The organism is Photobacterium obscurum, from assembly GCF_026191635.1.
Taxonomy (GTDB): domain Bacteria; phylum Pseudomonadota; class Gammaproteobacteria; order Enterobacterales; family Vibrionaceae; genus Photobacterium; species Photobacterium obscurum.
The window spans coordinates 51,616-65,799 of record NZ_JAKRRW010000010.1; the positions used below are offsets into that span (position 1 = coordinate 51,616).

The 14,184-nt window shown below is 45.5% G+C and carries 11 protein-coding genes and 1 pseudogene; 5 read left to right on the top strand and 7 right to left on the bottom strand.

The genetic code is table 11. The features are described 5' to 3' along the window. Window positions 1–174: 174 nt before the first annotated feature. Together MD588_RS13895 and MD588_RS13900 are read right to left on the bottom strand one after the other, a co-directional pair. Window positions 175–1,806, bottom strand: a complete 1,632-nt coding sequence (locus tag MD588_RS13895) for a methyl-accepting chemotaxis protein (protein WP_265697959.1) — start codon at window positions 1,804–1,806, stop codon at window positions 175–177. 341 nt (window positions 1,807–2,147) lie between these two features. Further along, window positions 2,148–2,900, bottom strand: coding sequence for a metal-dependent hydrolase (locus tag MD588_RS13900; RefSeq protein WP_265697960.1), 753 nt, complete (start codon window positions 2,898–2,900; stop codon window positions 2,148–2,150). A 300-nt stretch (window positions 2,901–3,200) separates the two neighbouring features. On the opposite strand from MD588_RS13900, the gene MD588_RS13905 reads away from it, so the two are divergent. Both MD588_RS13905 and fghA read left to right on the top strand, forming a co-directional pair. Continuing rightward, window positions 3,201–4,331: an S-(hydroxymethyl)glutathione dehydrogenase/class III alcohol dehydrogenase gene (locus MD588_RS13905; protein ID WP_265697961.1), complete on the top strand. Its 1,131-nt coding sequence runs from the start codon at window positions 3,201–3,203 to the stop codon at window positions 4,329–4,331. A gap of 54 nt (window positions 4,332–4,385) precedes the next feature. Beyond that, window positions 4,386–5,224 (top strand): annotated as a pseudogene (gene fghA / locus MD588_RS13910) (S-formylglutathione hydrolase). Window positions 5,225–5,274: 50 nt separating this feature from the next. On the opposite strand, the gene MD588_RS13915 reads toward fghA, so the two are convergent. From MD588_RS13915 to MD588_RS13930, 4 genes are all read right to left on the bottom strand, one after another. Further along, window positions 5,275–6,348 carry a hypothetical protein gene (locus MD588_RS13915; RefSeq protein ID WP_265697963.1) on the bottom strand — a complete coding sequence of 358 codons (1,074 nt, stop codon included), beginning with the start codon at window positions 6,346–6,348 and terminating at the stop codon, window positions 5,275–5,277. 66 nt (window positions 6,349–6,414) lie between these two features. Then, window positions 6,415–7,467, bottom strand: a complete 1,053-nt coding sequence (locus MD588_RS13920) for a hypothetical protein (protein WP_265697964.1) — start codon at window positions 7,465–7,467, stop codon at window positions 6,415–6,417. A gap of 183 nt (window positions 7,468–7,650) precedes the next feature. Next, entirely contained in the window at window positions 7,651–8,172 is a 522-nt protein-coding gene (locus tag MD588_RS13925) for a GNAT family N-acetyltransferase (protein ID WP_265697965.1), read from the bottom strand. Window positions 8,173–8,179: 7 nt separating this feature from the next. After that, complete coding sequence (locus tag MD588_RS13930) at window positions 8,180–8,398, bottom strand: hypothetical protein (protein WP_265697966.1); 219 nt, start codon at window positions 8,396–8,398, stop codon at window positions 8,180–8,182. Window positions 8,399–8,632: 234 nt separating this feature from the next. On the opposite strand from MD588_RS13930, the gene MD588_RS13935 reads away from it, so the two are divergent. The 3 genes from MD588_RS13935 to MD588_RS13945 all read left to right on the top strand — a co-directional run bounded on the left by MD588_RS13935 (window position 8,633) and on the right by MD588_RS13945 (window position 12,182). Then, on the top strand, window positions 8,633–9,376 hold the full coding sequence (locus tag MD588_RS13935) for a helix-turn-helix transcriptional regulator (protein WP_265697967.1): 744 nt from the start codon (window positions 8,633–8,635) through the stop codon (window positions 9,374–9,376). Window positions 9,377–9,561: 185 nt separating this feature from the next. Next, window positions 9,562–11,442 carry a DUF294 nucleotidyltransferase-like domain-containing protein gene (locus MD588_RS13940; RefSeq protein WP_265697968.1) on the top strand — a complete coding sequence of 627 codons (1,881 nt, stop codon included), beginning with the start codon at window positions 9,562–9,564 and terminating at the stop codon, window positions 11,440–11,442. Window positions 11,443–11,444: 2 nt separating this feature from the next. Then, window positions 11,445–12,182 (top strand): 3'-5' exonuclease, encoded by a 738-nt coding sequence (locus MD588_RS13945; protein WP_265697969.1) that lies wholly within the window; start codon window positions 11,445–11,447, stop codon window positions 12,180–12,182. Between the two features lie 84 nt (window positions 12,183–12,266). On the opposite strand, the gene MD588_RS13950 is transcribed toward MD588_RS13945, so the two are convergent. Beyond that, window positions 12,267–13,838 carry a BCCT family transporter gene (locus tag MD588_RS13950; protein WP_265697970.1) on the bottom strand — a complete coding sequence of 524 codons (1,572 nt, stop codon included), beginning with the start codon at window positions 13,836–13,838 and terminating at the stop codon, window positions 12,267–12,269. Between the last annotated feature and the right edge of the window lie 346 nt (window positions 13,839–14,184).

Genomic DNA, 14,184 nt, shown 5'->3' on the forward strand with positions numbered 1-14,184 from the left:
AGCGGCATCCCCCGTTCGGGGGATAAGTGTTCAACGGAGCAAAAGAGAGTTTCCAATCCATGATCAAGCTCATGAATTCAAAGATATAAGGTAGGATTTGAGTAATAAAAAAGGGACCTATTCAGATCCCTAATCGACATTCTGCCTGCTGGTAGGCTAGCTCATGGTAAGTGGTTAACAGCGAAAAAATGCCAGCTGCTTACGTTGCTGCTCGGCTAAACGCGACAGCTCTTCACTCGCCGTTGCACTTTGGCTGATCCCCACCACATTCTGGTTCACTAGTTCAGACATGTTCACCACATTCTGATTGATACTCTGAGTAACTTGCGACTGTTGCTCCGCGGCAGCGGCCACTTCAGTATTCATATCCCCAATCATATCCATCGCATCGGTAATACCGCCCAGAACTTCATTGGCAAGCCCTGTCAGCTGCTCTGATTCTTGCAGCATCTTAAGAGACTCTTGCATACCGGTATTGGCGTTGGCTGACTGAGCTTGCAGATCTTCAATGATTGTCTGGATTTCACGGGTTGAATCCTGGGTACGTGCGGCTAACATTCTCACTTCATCTGCAACGACGGCGAAACCACGGCCAGATTCACCGGCTCGGGCTGCTTCGATGGCTGCATTCAGTGCCAGTAGGTTGGTTTGTTCCGAAATAGCCTGAATCACTTCAATCACTTTACTCACTTGCTCTGATTGCTCGCGTAGGTGAGTGACAACTTGAGCGGCCTCTGCCATTTTGGCAGATGTATCACGGTTAGCTTGTTCACTCTGAGCAAAAACATTCAATCCTTCATTCACCATTTTATGGCTTTGCTTGGCACAAGTGTCTGCTTCTGAAGCATTTCCACTGACATTCTCCGCAGTGCTAGACAATTCATTAACCGCTGAAGCGACCTGTTCAATCTCGCTCAGCTCACTTTGTGCATTATTCTGTGCAGAAACCATCACTTCAGCCAGTTCTGTTGATGCGGAAGCCACTTCTTCACTAATACGATTAAGCGAGCCAATCGTATCCTGCAGCTTCACCAGAGTCTGATTAAGATCACGGTTGAGCTGGCTAATTTCATTGTTGCCTTGCTCATCCGTGCGTACCGAAAGATCTCCTTGGGCAACTTTGCGCAGCGCATCGCGAACAAGCGTAATCGGATTAACAATAAGCCCAGATAGATACCAGGCAATGATCAGCCCTATCGCCACAATCACGGCCATCACCCCCATCACGCCTTTCATCATCTGACGGTAATCAGCTTCCACTTGGTTGAGTTCAATTTCTACGCTGGCTTCTACCGACTCCGATAACTGGTTAATAGCGCCAATCAACTCACTACCCACCAAGCGGAATCGAGAGGCTAGCTTTTCTTCATCAGCGACCGTACTAACTCCTTTATTTTTTCGAGCTACAAAAGGCTTAAGTTCCTGGTTAATGAAACGCTGATAGTTCACCATCTTTTCACGGATATTTCGTACATCATTCGCCAGATAATTATTTTGATTCAACTGGTCAAGAAGCTGATTGTTTTCCTCAAAACCAGCGTTAACGGCTTGATCTAGATTAGCTAAAACCGTTTGATCGTAAAGGCTGTAAATGGCACTGACTCGGACCTGATAGGAATTTTCCATGACATCTTGGGCAATGCTCTTTTCGGACAAGGAACGAAACGTGACGTCATGTGATGAGGCTCGTTGTTGGCGAGACTCCTTAGTCACCACCAGAAATGCCACCAGCATAATAAGACAGATAAGAATAACGGGAAGTAAAACCTGCTTCCGTACAGAGATGTTATTGAGATTGAACAGCATGAATCAGCCTATAAGCCTTCTATTTTCGAACAAAATTCTAAAGACTCTAGCACGGCTCAACGCTGAAATATTGATTATCATCAACAAGTTAAATGATAATTGATATCAACATGACCACATCAGGATATTATAAATTCAATACTATTTTATTTATCCATAATATCAACAAGTTATATTTCCAGCATTTTTATAATCATAGTTCATAACGTAATGAGAATTGTGAAGTACCACATGATTATCAATCATTAACGATGTTTACGATAACCACAACTTGCGTACCTAACCATCACCCAGCTCACCCTACTCGATGTTCATTCACCCAGCAAACTTAGCTATGTTTTCTATCGAGGTTTTATGGCATTCGTTGTCGACTCAACAACACCATCAAAAAAATCAACGAAATCATCCCTGTTTAACCAGTCAGGCTTTAACCTAAAATCACTCCAATTGGTCAATTGATGCCAGGTATCAGCCCATGGCGGACTCTGCACAACCAGTACACCAATCAATATAAATTGCAGAGTACTAATCACCGGGTTGCGATTGGAACATAGCTTAAGGGCCGAGCCGAACGACATTTTAATTTTTCGGTTTGCCAAATCCACGCTGTACGCTTCATCAAGCAATAAATGCACAATACCGCCGCCAGTCAAAAACAAGCCTGATAACCAACTCGTCATTTCACTGTATCCGAGTAAATAGATCAGAGAGACGCAACCAATACCTGATAAAAAGATAAAAGCCAGAGAATGACAACATCCTCGGTGTACCGTTATTTTTTCCAGCAACGCCTTGAAATTATGCCGTATCGTAAAATAGCAAAACGAAGCGTAAACGATCAGTTCAAGCATCGAGACCATACGATAGATATGCCCGACAAAACTAAACGTAATTAACCCACCGAATAGCCTGAACAAGGTGCTCATCGAGGTGGAGTTATCTGAATCAATATCTGGCAACAACCCACCCATTGTGCCTAGAAACATCAGCCACAAGGCCGTGATCGGAACGATGTGCCCCGCTGATAATAATGCAGTGGCCGCCAAACTACTGGTTAAAGCAGCCGATCCAAGATGCATTTTGAAATTAGCCACAAGTCTTCACACTGAACAAGACCGCCTACTCACAAGCGTAATACTGCTCTAAGACAGCCGTTGTCTCTTTAACTGGATAAATAACCAGTATTATGGATTAATTCTTCATAACTTCAATGAAAATCAATACGTTCGCGCATATGACGGATCAGTTGATGGTTTCTTGAGCAGGATTAACCTCGTGCTGACAAAGTTCTGGATATCACATACTTACTTGAGTGGAAAAAGGCTCACAGCAAAGAAATTACTGCCTATTATTAACAAGACCTTCTACCGTCAGTCCTAACAGTGAGAACATATATGTCTGATCAATTTATCAAATCAAAAGCCGCCATTGCCTGGGGACCCAAGCAGCCACTTTCCATCGAAGAAGTGGATGTCATGCTACCGAAGAAAGGTGAAGTTTTGGTAAAAATCCTCGCATCTGGGGTATGTCATACTGATGCCTTCACATTATCGGGGGAAGACCCTGAAGGGATCTTCCCATGCATCCTCGGTCATGAAGGAGGTGGTATTGTCGAGCAGGTCGGTGAAGGGGTAACCAGCGTTAAGGTGGGTGATCACGTGATCCCGCTCTATACCCCAGAGTGTGGTGAATGCAAATATTGCAAATCAGGTAAAACCAATTTGTGTCAGAAAATCAGGGAGACACAAGGTAAGGGGTTAATGCCAGATGGCACGACTCGATTCTATAAAGACGGTGAGCCCATTTTCCACTACATGGGCTGCTCAACATTCTCTGAATACACTGTGTTACCTGAAATTTCATTGGCTAAAGTGAATCCATCAGCCCCGCTGGAAGAAGTCTGCCTGCTAGGTTGCGGCGTGACTACTGGGATGGGCGCAGTAATGAATACTGCCAAAGTTGAGGAAGGCTCAACAGTTGCCATCTTCGGCATGGGGGGGATTGGCCTGTCTGCCATCATTGGTGCAACGATGGCAAAAGCCTCTCGGATCATTGCAATTGATATCAATGACAGCAAATTCGAACTAGCCCGGAAGCTTGGCGCGACTGATTGTATTAACCCGAACAACTATGACAAGCCTATTCAGGAAGTCATTGTGGAATTAACCGATGGTGGCGTCGATTATTCCTTCGAATGTATCGGTAATGTCAATGTGATGCGCTCAGCCCTCGAGTGCTGCCACAAAGGCTGGGGAGAGTCGGTCATTATCGGCGTCGCTGGTGCCGGTCAAGAAATCTCTACCCGTCCGTTCCAGTTAGTAACTGGTCGCGTATGGCGCGGATCCGCTTTTGGTGGCGTTAAAGGTCGTTCAGAGCTTCCAGAGTATGTTGAGCGCTATTTGAAAGGTGAATTCAAACTTGATGACTTTATCACCCACACGATGGGCTTGAATGATATCAACAAATCATTCGACCTTTTGCACAAAGGTGAAAGTATCCGTACTGTTATCCATTTCGATAAATGAATTAAGACAGTTAACAACGATTAGCCACATCTTCACCAGCAATGACTAGGATGAATCATGATAACAAACCTTTGTGTTAACAAGAGCTTTGGCGGATGGCATAAACAGTACAGTCATTACTCACACGTCTTAGGCTGCAATATGCGGTTTGCCATTTTTCTGCCGCCTCAGGCCTCTGAAACTCACAAGGTTCCGGTACTTTATTGGCTTTCCGGCCTCACCTGTACTGATGAGAACTTCATGCAAAAGGCAGGCGCTCACCGTGTTGCGGCTGAGCTTGGCATTGCTGTCGTAGCACCCGATACCAGCCCTAGAGGTGAAGACGTGGCTAATGATGACGATTATGATTTGGGCCAAGGTGCTGGCTTTTATATCAATGCCACCCAAGAGCCATGGAGCAAGCATTATCGAATGTATGACTATATTCTCGAAGAGTTACCGCACCTCATCGAAGCGTCTTTTCCTGTCTCCGACAAGCGCTCAATTGCCGGGCACTCTATGGGGGGACATGGCGCTCTGACTATCAGTTTACGAAATCCAAATCGTTACCAGTCGGTATCGGCTTTTAGCCCCATCAGCAACCCCATTAACTGCCCATGGGGACAAAAGCCTTTACGACCTACCTCGGTAGCAACCCGAATGACTGGCTGAAATATGACGCCAGCGAGTTAATCAAACAGGCAACCACGTTTGTTCCGGCTATTGTTGACCAAGGCGACGCTGATGAGTTTATGGGTGAGCAACTAAGGCCAGAGGTACTTAGAGCGGCAGTTCAAGAAAGTGGCTATCCGCTGGAGCTACGGCTCCAAGAAGGCTATGACCACAGCTATTACTTTATTGCGAGTTTTATCGAGGAACATATACGTTTTCACGCATCTCATTTGAGTAAGTGATTGAAACGCGACATTACCTGTTGAAATAAGCGATGTCGCGTCAGAGACATTTACTTCATGGAAGCTTGGCGTAAAAATTCCAATTTTTGCTGCTCTTCAGGACTCGGCGTGTAAGGCTCATAGCTTAATGTGTGCAGATCAAAGGGCTCAAGAGAAATCGTGTCATACGGGCTCGTGCCATAGCAGGCTTTCTCGCCGGGAAAACCGGACATTTTTTCGATCACCCAATGTTTGAGCTGGTAATCTCCCTCAGTGCCTGCCAGTACACTCGAATGCACTTTTAGGTTCATCACTTGCTCCCCATCACCAAGCTTTGCTTTGCTGTTAAGTGCCGCTACGGCCCTGCCTTCAAGAGTGAACAGATTCGCCCTCACCCGGTAAATTCCTGCTTGTTTGATGTCCAAGTTAAGTGGGAGCACCATATCCGCCCCTTCAGAAGAGGGGGCTCCCACCGACACAAGATAGGCAGTTGGTACAAAAAAAGTAAAATCAGCAGTTAATACATCGGTGCCCTGTTCAAAATCAGTAGTCGCTTTTACCCTGATTTCCTGCGGCCAGCTCTCTTCAGGCTTAACTGTGATCGACTTGGTATCTGTTTGTTTAGTCGTCAATACCTGCTGGGTCGTTGGCTCGTAGAACTCAAACTTAATATTACTGACCGCCAGCCTTGAATTTAGTGACACTGTGACGGTCTCGGGGTAGAGATAACGATACTTTTCCAAAGATAACGAGGCTGTTTCACTACCATCGAGTACCGGTACGTCAACAGCACTGTAATAGTTAGGTTCAAGATAGCTCAGGTTATTCTCTGTAATTGGTTTTGAATATGGCGGATATTTAATTTCAGCTGCATAGGCCTGCGAAATCACTTCAAGCTGTTGGGCCAATGGCTCCCGTTTAGGCTCATCGACCACTTTCATTCCATCCGGCAGATCTGAATGGTTGATTTCCTTCTCCAGTGGTCTTTCCGGCATCATTTTAGGTTCAACCAGCACAGGTTTCACAGCTTTAACATCAGCCTCTTGAACTTGTTCTGACGGTTCATTCTGTTGGGTTACCAAAACCGTGCTTAGAGCTGCAGTACCCGCGACCACAGCTAATATCACCCGTTTTTTATTATTCATAAGCTTCACTAACTAATCACAACCAAAGAATAAAGGGAGCCAGCTGACTCCCTCGATGCCGTACACCTAGTTAAGCAGTTCAGTGGCCAGCTGGGACATGGTTTGGTTTTCAGAACCATCCACGTAGCGATAGTAATAACCGGTCAACCAGTACTTTTCATCGGTACTATTTACAGTTAACGCCTTACCATTTGTCAGCATCACCTGTGGCTTAGCCGCGGTTACCTGCCCGCTGTAAGCATTGCTAATCAAACCGCCATGACTGTAACCCTCGCCCATCAGTAGCGGATAATGATCAGGCATAAAGTCACTGACCCCATTGGACTGTGGGGCTAACTTACCATCATAAGCAATACTTACCGAACAGCTATTAAAGTCGCCGGCGCGGCTAGCTCCACAGCTTGAATGACTGGCAACAACACCGTCATCGTGCCCAGGCAGAAAGCCCGCGGTCAATTGGAAAAAATCTGAACCATCTCCGGTGAAACGCACCCGGGGAACCCGCCCCTCTGGCATAGGAGAAAGTTGCCTTGCATTGGCTACCTTCAGGTCATTCAATACACCCGTATTCTTGCTGTCGGGAATCTCCCCTAACCACAGCTTGATAGCCGACTTAAGGCCGGCATTAATCCACCCACTGCCTTCTGCGACGTTAATCGCTAAATCACCCAATTCAGAACCACCACCGGCCCCAGCAAAATCAAAAGTGGCAATAATGTTTAAAGGCTGAAGGCCGGAATTTTCAAGCCAGTTGGCCTGATTATCGATCATATATCGAGCAACAAGATCACCGGTTGAATGGGTAACGAAAATACACCCTTTTAAACAAGTCTGCTTTCGTGACAGCTCTTGTAATTTCGGCCAGATGTAATCCGTTGAGATTTTACCTGCTACCCGCTCGTGAGATGGCCAGTCAATACGGTCATCAGCTTTTGCCAACCAGTAATCACGCCAATAGGCCGCACCGTCTGTTTCCACTTCCAAGCTATCGGGTTTAGTTTGAAGTTGGCCTGCCTGAAAGCCATGGATCAAAATAACGGGGTGTTCACCAACTGCTGCATTAGCAGAACAGGAAAGTGTTGCTAATGCCGTAATAATTCCCTTAGTCAATCTCTTCATTGTTATTATTTCCGTTGCAAATGGAATAATGAAGAGTAGAAGCTCTAATGTACCTCATCAAATATGAAATCAATCCAACATAATGATTTCATGATAGGATCACACTATCACTACACAAGGTAAACAAGTATAAAAATCAGAGTATTAAGCTTAAAAGCATAAAGCTTGCGGTTATAATAATACTTAACCGTCAACGGGAGATATTGGCGTATTCAATATTAACTGAAAAAGTCCTAAATCTAACCAGCGCCCAAATTTATACCCTGCTTGGTTAATAGTTCCCGTATGGGTAAAGCCAAGTTTTTGATGCAGTAAAATACTTCCCTTATTTTCAAGATCAATTGCACCGATCATCACATGATAATCTTGCTGTTTTGCCTTCAAGACCAGCCTGCTCATTAGTTCCTTCGCTAGCCCTTTCCCTCTAAATTCATGGTGGATATAAATTGAGTGCTCAATTGTATATTTAAAGGCTGGCTGCTCACGAAAACGGCCATAGCTAGCAAAACCCATTAGTTGACCATTATTGTCAACAACTCCAACTACCGGGTAATGGGCTTTATCCTTTAATTCGAACCATTCAGCCATATTGCCCATAGTACGAGGTTGGTAATCGTATAAGGCCGTTGAATTGAGAATAGCGTCATTGAAAATATCCAGGATCGCGGCGGCATGTAAATCAAAAGTGCAAGTAATGAACTTCATATTCTTGTTATAAATCCTTTTGTTTAGAATCACTCGCCCACTGGATAAAGATGGCGACAGGAAAAGGTGAAATCATCACTCCCCCAAGCCCTAACAGGCTACTAATAACAACCATTCCATTCACTGTCTGCCCCAAATCAGTTGCAAATAAAATAGCAAGCCCCATGAGACCAACAATGTGAAGGAGCTTAAATACCTTCAATAGCGAATTAAGGCTCAGCGACATTACATAAATCCGTTAAATATTATTTCAGTATTATCATTATTGAATGTTAATTCATTTCCTTCTCTGAATACATCATAGAAACCTCCTCGGAGCCGCCTGCTAATACTGAATGCAAGCTGACTCAGCATAGCAATACTTCAGATAAAGATCACATATCATAAATGATTTTTTGCAATGTACTCATTATTCAACAACTCTAATGAGTAATAGCTCTATTAATACTGGGAGAAATCCATGGAACGGGTTCAGTACTGGGTGAAAGAATTACTAGAAGCTGGTCAATCGACTGACGATTTAAATCGTGTTGTCCAAGATATCGGCCGGTATGTTGGCGCAGATCTAAGTCTGTTCTTTCTCGGTGCTCCACCGAAACGCGGCAAGCAATGGGTACTCCACCATGGGATTGATGACAACGATTTTGAGTTTTATCTTCGCCATGCCGATGATGATGTCTATCTCCAGCATTATTTGAGCCACTCACTCACAGGGAAGATGGTCTCTCTGCAAGAAATGTTGCCGCTAAAACGAATAGATGACAGTTGGTTTGTTGAAGAAATGATCCCGCGCCTAGCTATACGCCACTCAATTAGTGGCTTATGCCCTATTGCGCCCGATCAGGCTTTGGCTATCACCTTTCATCGCTATTGCCAGCCATTCTCTCCTAAAAGCAAAGAGGTCATGCAAAAACTGCTTCAGGCCATGATCCCTTGGAGCCAGTTCTTCATCGCGAGAAACACACTCGAGAGTATTTATGGCTCCCCTTCTATAGCCAAAGGCATCATGAAATTACCCGGCAGCCTGACTCAAGCTGAGCACAATATCGTCGCCCTATTAGCTCAGGGCTATGATGGTAGCGAAATCACGGCCATACGCGGGGTATCAAAAGAAACGACCAAGTCGCAAATAAAGAGTATTCTGCACAAAACAGGTTGCCGTCATCAGAATCAGCTACTCCAACAGATATTTTGTGGGGCTTAAACATTTAGCGCCTAAAATCGCTTACAATCAAAGTAGCCTTATGAAAAAGTACCTTGAGGAAGAATCCCCCCCCTATAGCGGTGGCTTTTTAATCGTTCTTTTTGTAACAGCCTGAATGTAAAAGCATGTAGACTCTAACCCCTGTATACTAATCCCACTATAACTCCCGATATACGGATCTTGTGATGGAAGCAGAACAGCTCGAAATATTAAGCTTTATCAGCCAGTTCCCTCCTTTTGATAACTTACCTGAAGAAAAGCAACAGCAAGTCGCACTACAGATTGAAGTGTCCTACTACCGCGCCGGTAATATGATCCTTAACTTCGGTGACGATATCCATGACCTTTACCTGATCCGTAGTGGAACAGTAGAAATATACCGCCGTAAAGGTGAACTCTATAACCGAATTGACGAAGGCTCGCTCTTTGGCCAGATGGGACTGCTGATGAACAACCGGGTTCGTATGCCCGCCAAAGCAATCGAAGATACATTGCTTTACTGCATTCCCGAAGATGTTTTTAACAGCCTGTATGAAGAGTTCGATACTTTTGCCGACTTTGTCGAGGTGGAAGACAGCGCCCGTCTTCGCAGTGTGGTTTCGACCCATACCGACGCTAACGATCTTACTACGTCAAAAGTACGTACCTTGCTCACGCGTGATCCGCTTTTAATTCCCAAAGACGAAACAATTCAAATCGCCGCGCAGACGATGGCGGAAGAAAGTACCTCGTCATTACTGGTCACCGATCCTGAAGCTTCCGACGACGATGAAGACCGTGAACACTTGGTCGGGATTATCACAGATCGCGATCTTTGCACCCGTGTACTCGCGAGTGGTATTGATGTCTCAACCCCACTGTCAGAGGTAATGACGACCGAAGTCATTTCACTGGATCACAATGCCTATGTTTTTGAGGCGATGTTGACCATGCTGCGCTATAACGTGCATCACCTCCCCGTGTTACGCAATAAGCAGCCTATTGGCGTAATCGGCCTCACTGACATTGTTCGCTATGAATCACAAAATAGCCTGTTACTCGTAAGTACCATCTTCCAGCAGCAAACAGTCGATGAATTGCAGGTGCTGTCGGAACAAGTCAAAGACTGCTTTGTCCGTATGGTAAATGAAGATGCCAACGCACATATGGTCGGGAGCGCAATGTCGGTAATTGGGCGGAGCTTCAAGCAACGGTTACTCGAACTCGCGGAAGAAATGTATGGTCCGCCTCCGGTACCTTACTGTTTCCTCGCACTAGGTTCGATGGCTCGTGATGAACAACTTATCGTCACCGATCAGGATAATGCTATCATCCTTGACAATAGCTACGACGAAGCCCGACACGGTGAATACTTCGACAAACTCGCCACCTTTGTTTGTGACGGGCTTGCTGCATGCGGTTACAGTTACTGCACTGGCGACATCATGGCAACAAATCCCGAATGGCGTAAAACACGCCAGGATTGGGAAACCTGTTTTGCCGACTGGATTGACAATCCGAAACCACAGGCACTGCTGAACAGTTCAATCTTCTTTGATTTAGATGGTGTTTGGGGGCGGGAGAAATGGGCTGAGCAACTGAACAGCTTCATTGTACGTCGCGCACGTAAAAATAATCGCTTCTTAGCTTGCCTCGCTCGCAACGCAATCAACCGAACTCCACCGCTTGGCTTTTTCAAAGACTTTGTGATGGAAAAAGATGGCCGCCACAACAACTCAATCAACCTGAAACGCCGCGGAACGGCGCCGCTTGCAGATTTAGTCCGTGTACATGCACTGGCTGTCGGGTCTCGTTCACAAAACTCGTTCGAGCGCCTCGATGACATTATCGAAGCCGGTATTTTACCCAAGGGCCGAGGACAAGACTTGCGCGATGCCATGGAATTTATCTACATGGTGCGTATCCGACATCAAGCGTTGGATATCGAGGCTGGTATTGAAGCTGATAACAGTATCGAACCGGAGAATATGTCTGATTTCGAACGCCGAAACCTCAAGGCCGCATTTCAGATCCTCAGTAATGCACAGAACTTTATCAAGTTTCGCTATCAGGGCAACAGGCGCTAATTATGAAGCAAGACAAAAAAATGCGACCTTTGCTAAACACTCGTAATACGCCAGATTGGCCAACGTTTTTTTCTACCTTGGGTAACAATGCAAAAGACACACGTTTGAAACATTATTACTCCACGGAAATGGTCAGTGGTGATACTCCGCTAAAAGACGTACCGTTCGTTGCTCTCGACTTCGAAACCACGGGGCTTGACTCAAAGACGGATGAAATTATCAGTATCGGGTTGGTTCCGTTCGACATTCATCGTATTCGATGTCGCGAATCTGCACATTGGGTAGTCAACCCACACCGCCCGCTAGAGGAAGAATCCGTTGTTATTCACGGTATCACTGATTCTGATGTCAGTGATGCGCCGGACCTACTGCGGATCCTTGAAAAAGTGCTGGATGCCTTAGCCGGAAAAATTGTCGTTGTTCACTATCAGAAAATTGAACGAGAGTTCATGAATAGTGCTTTGAAGACTCGCCTTAATGAAGGTATCCACTTTCCTGTTGTTGATACCCTAGCCATTGAAGCAGCGATACAACAACACAATTTTGGTGGCTTTTTGAATCGACTACAGGGAAAAAAACCGGGATCAGTCAGGCTTGGTAAAGCACGACGACGTTATGGCTTGCCCGCCTACCAACCTCACCATGCCCTAACCGATGCTTTGGCAACGGCCGAACTGCTACAAGCGCAAATCGCGTATCACTTCGATCCAGATACCCCGATCTCAGAAATCTGGCAATAAGCTCTCTAAGAAAGGCTAACACGCCGATAAAAAAACGCCGCTAGTAGCGGCGTTTTTAGTACTTAACTATTTAGATATTACGTATTATCGAAAACGTTCTGTCGAAAGCCCCATTACTAAGCTCACGCACATAAGTAACAGAATAATAGTAAACGGAAGCCCCGTAGATACCGCACCGGCTTGCAATGCTTCAATAGCTTGCGTACCACCGACATACAGTAGCACCGCCGCAATCGCACCTTCAATCGCCGCCCAGAAAATTCGCTGTGGCATTGGTGAATCCAACTTGCCACCAGCCGTAATATTATCGATTACCAGTGAACCGGAGTCAGAAGATGTAATGAAGAATACCATTACCAGCACGATGGCAATCACCGACAGTGCAGAGCTAAATGGAAGAGCATCAAACATCTCGTACATTGCCAACGGCACAGATGTCAGGCCTTTCTCACCCAACAACCCTACTCCATTGATCACCTGATCAATCGCCTGACCACCAAACACCGACATCCAAAGAATGGTAACGAGGGTCGGAACAATTAGAACAGCCGTCAAAAACTCACGGATCGTACGTCCTTTCGAAACACGCGCGATAAACATACCAACGAATGGGGACCATGAAATCCACCACGCCCAGTAGAATACCGTCCAGCCATGCATCCAGGTTTCATCTTCACGACCATGAGGGTTACTTAGGGGGATAAAATTTTCAACATAACCAGCGACCGTTGTCGGCACGGTTCCCATCGAAACGGAAAAACCAACCAATGCAACGAAAACCAACAGTGCAATGGCAACCAGCATATTGAGGTTACTTAGTAATTTCACACCGCCATCGATACCACGGGCGACCGAAAAGACCGCGAGCAAAGTTACAACGCCAATCACGCCAATCTGCAGTGTAATATCACTTTTGATACCAAGGACATGTTCAATACCGCTCGCCGCCTGCTGCGCGCCTAAGCCCAGTGAGGTCGCAAGACCAAACAGCGTTGCCAGAACAGCAAAAATATCTACAACGTGACCAGGCCAACCCCATACGCGATCACCCAGTAGCGGGTAGAAAATCGAACGAATAGAAAGAGGCAAGCCCTTGTTATAAGCAAAAAAAGCGAGTGAAAGAGCGACTACTCCATAAATTGCCCAAGGGTGGAAACCCCAGTGGTACATAGTAGCGCCCATTGCCACCTTAATCGCTTCAGGGGTATTGGCTTCGACACCTAAAGGCGTTTCATACCAACCGGTATAATACGCAACCGGTTCAGCCACACTCCAGAACATCAGGCCGATACCCATACCCGCGGCGAACAACATCGCCAACCAAGACATGCGTGAATACTCAGGTTCGGCATCCTGACCGCCAATACGAATTTTACCGTATGGCGTAAAAATCAAAGTCAGGCAGAAGACGACGAAAATGTTTCCTGACCAAAGGAAAAGCACATCAAAATTATTAATAATGCTATTTTTGACCCCATTAAGGGCCGTTTTCGCCGTTACAGGATCGCTGACCAGGGCAGCAACCAGAAACAAGGCTATCAAACCAGCACTTACACCGAAAACAGGATTATGGACATCAAAGCCCCACTTTTGGACATTGTCTTGTCCAACCGTGTAATCCGTATTATCTATACTGTATTTATCATGTTTACTCATCTTTGAATCCTACTTGGCACACTTTCAGCCAAGAATATTTAGTCCTATAAATAAAATTTGAGCATGTAGATCAAATCATTTATGTGGTTGAAGTGTCAAGTTTAATTGGAAATCACTAGCTAATGGATAATATTTAATCGATTCTTGTTGGTTAATTAGTTAAATATTAACAATAGCAACAAAATAATATTTCGTGCTCTAACCAATCAACAAACCTTTCGTTCTATCTAGCCGTGATTATGAACGGAACTCTTGAACGGCAGCCGGCTATATCGGTGCCAAACTGATACGTTGTTCACACAACATAAACCATATTAGCGGTTGTCCAGTTTTTCCAGGACTCGCC

What these genes read in the sequence shown, in the direction of transcription:
- MD588_RS13895 (WP_265697959.1), bottom strand. Translation starts at nt 1,806, where the DNA reads ATGCTGTTCAATCTCAATAACATCTCTGTACGGAAGCAGGTTTTACTT.
- MD588_RS13905 (WP_265697961.1), top strand. Translation starts at nt 3,201, where the DNA reads ATGTCTGATCAATTTATCAAATCAAAAGCCGCCATTGCCTGGGGACCC.
- MD588_RS13915 (WP_265697963.1), bottom strand. Translation starts at nt 6,348, where the DNA reads ATGAATAATAAAAAACGGGTGATATTAGCTGTGGTCGCGGGTACTGCA.
- MD588_RS13920 (WP_265697964.1), bottom strand. Translation starts at nt 7,467, where the DNA reads ATGAAGAGATTGACTAAGGGAATTATTACGGCATTAGCAACACTTTCC.
- MD588_RS13925 (WP_265697965.1), bottom strand. Translation starts at nt 8,172, where the DNA reads ATGAAGTTCATTACTTGCACTTTTGATTTACATGCCGCCGCGATCCTG.
- MD588_RS13930 (WP_265697966.1), bottom strand. Translation starts at nt 8,398, where the DNA reads ATGTCGCTGAGCCTTAATTCGCTATTGAAGGTATTTAAGCTCCTTCAC.
- MD588_RS13935 (WP_265697967.1), top strand. Translation starts at nt 8,633, where the DNA reads ATGGAACGGGTTCAGTACTGGGTGAAAGAATTACTAGAAGCTGGTCAA.
- MD588_RS13940 (WP_265697968.1), top strand. Translation starts at nt 9,562, where the DNA reads ATGGAAGCAGAACAGCTCGAAATATTAAGCTTTATCAGCCAGTTCCCT.
- MD588_RS13945 (WP_265697969.1), top strand. Translation starts at nt 11,445, where the DNA reads ATGAAGCAAGACAAAAAAATGCGACCTTTGCTAAACACTCGTAATACG.
- MD588_RS13950 (WP_265697970.1), bottom strand. Translation starts at nt 13,838, where the DNA reads ATGAGTAAACATGATAAATACAGTATAGATAATACGGATTACACGGTT.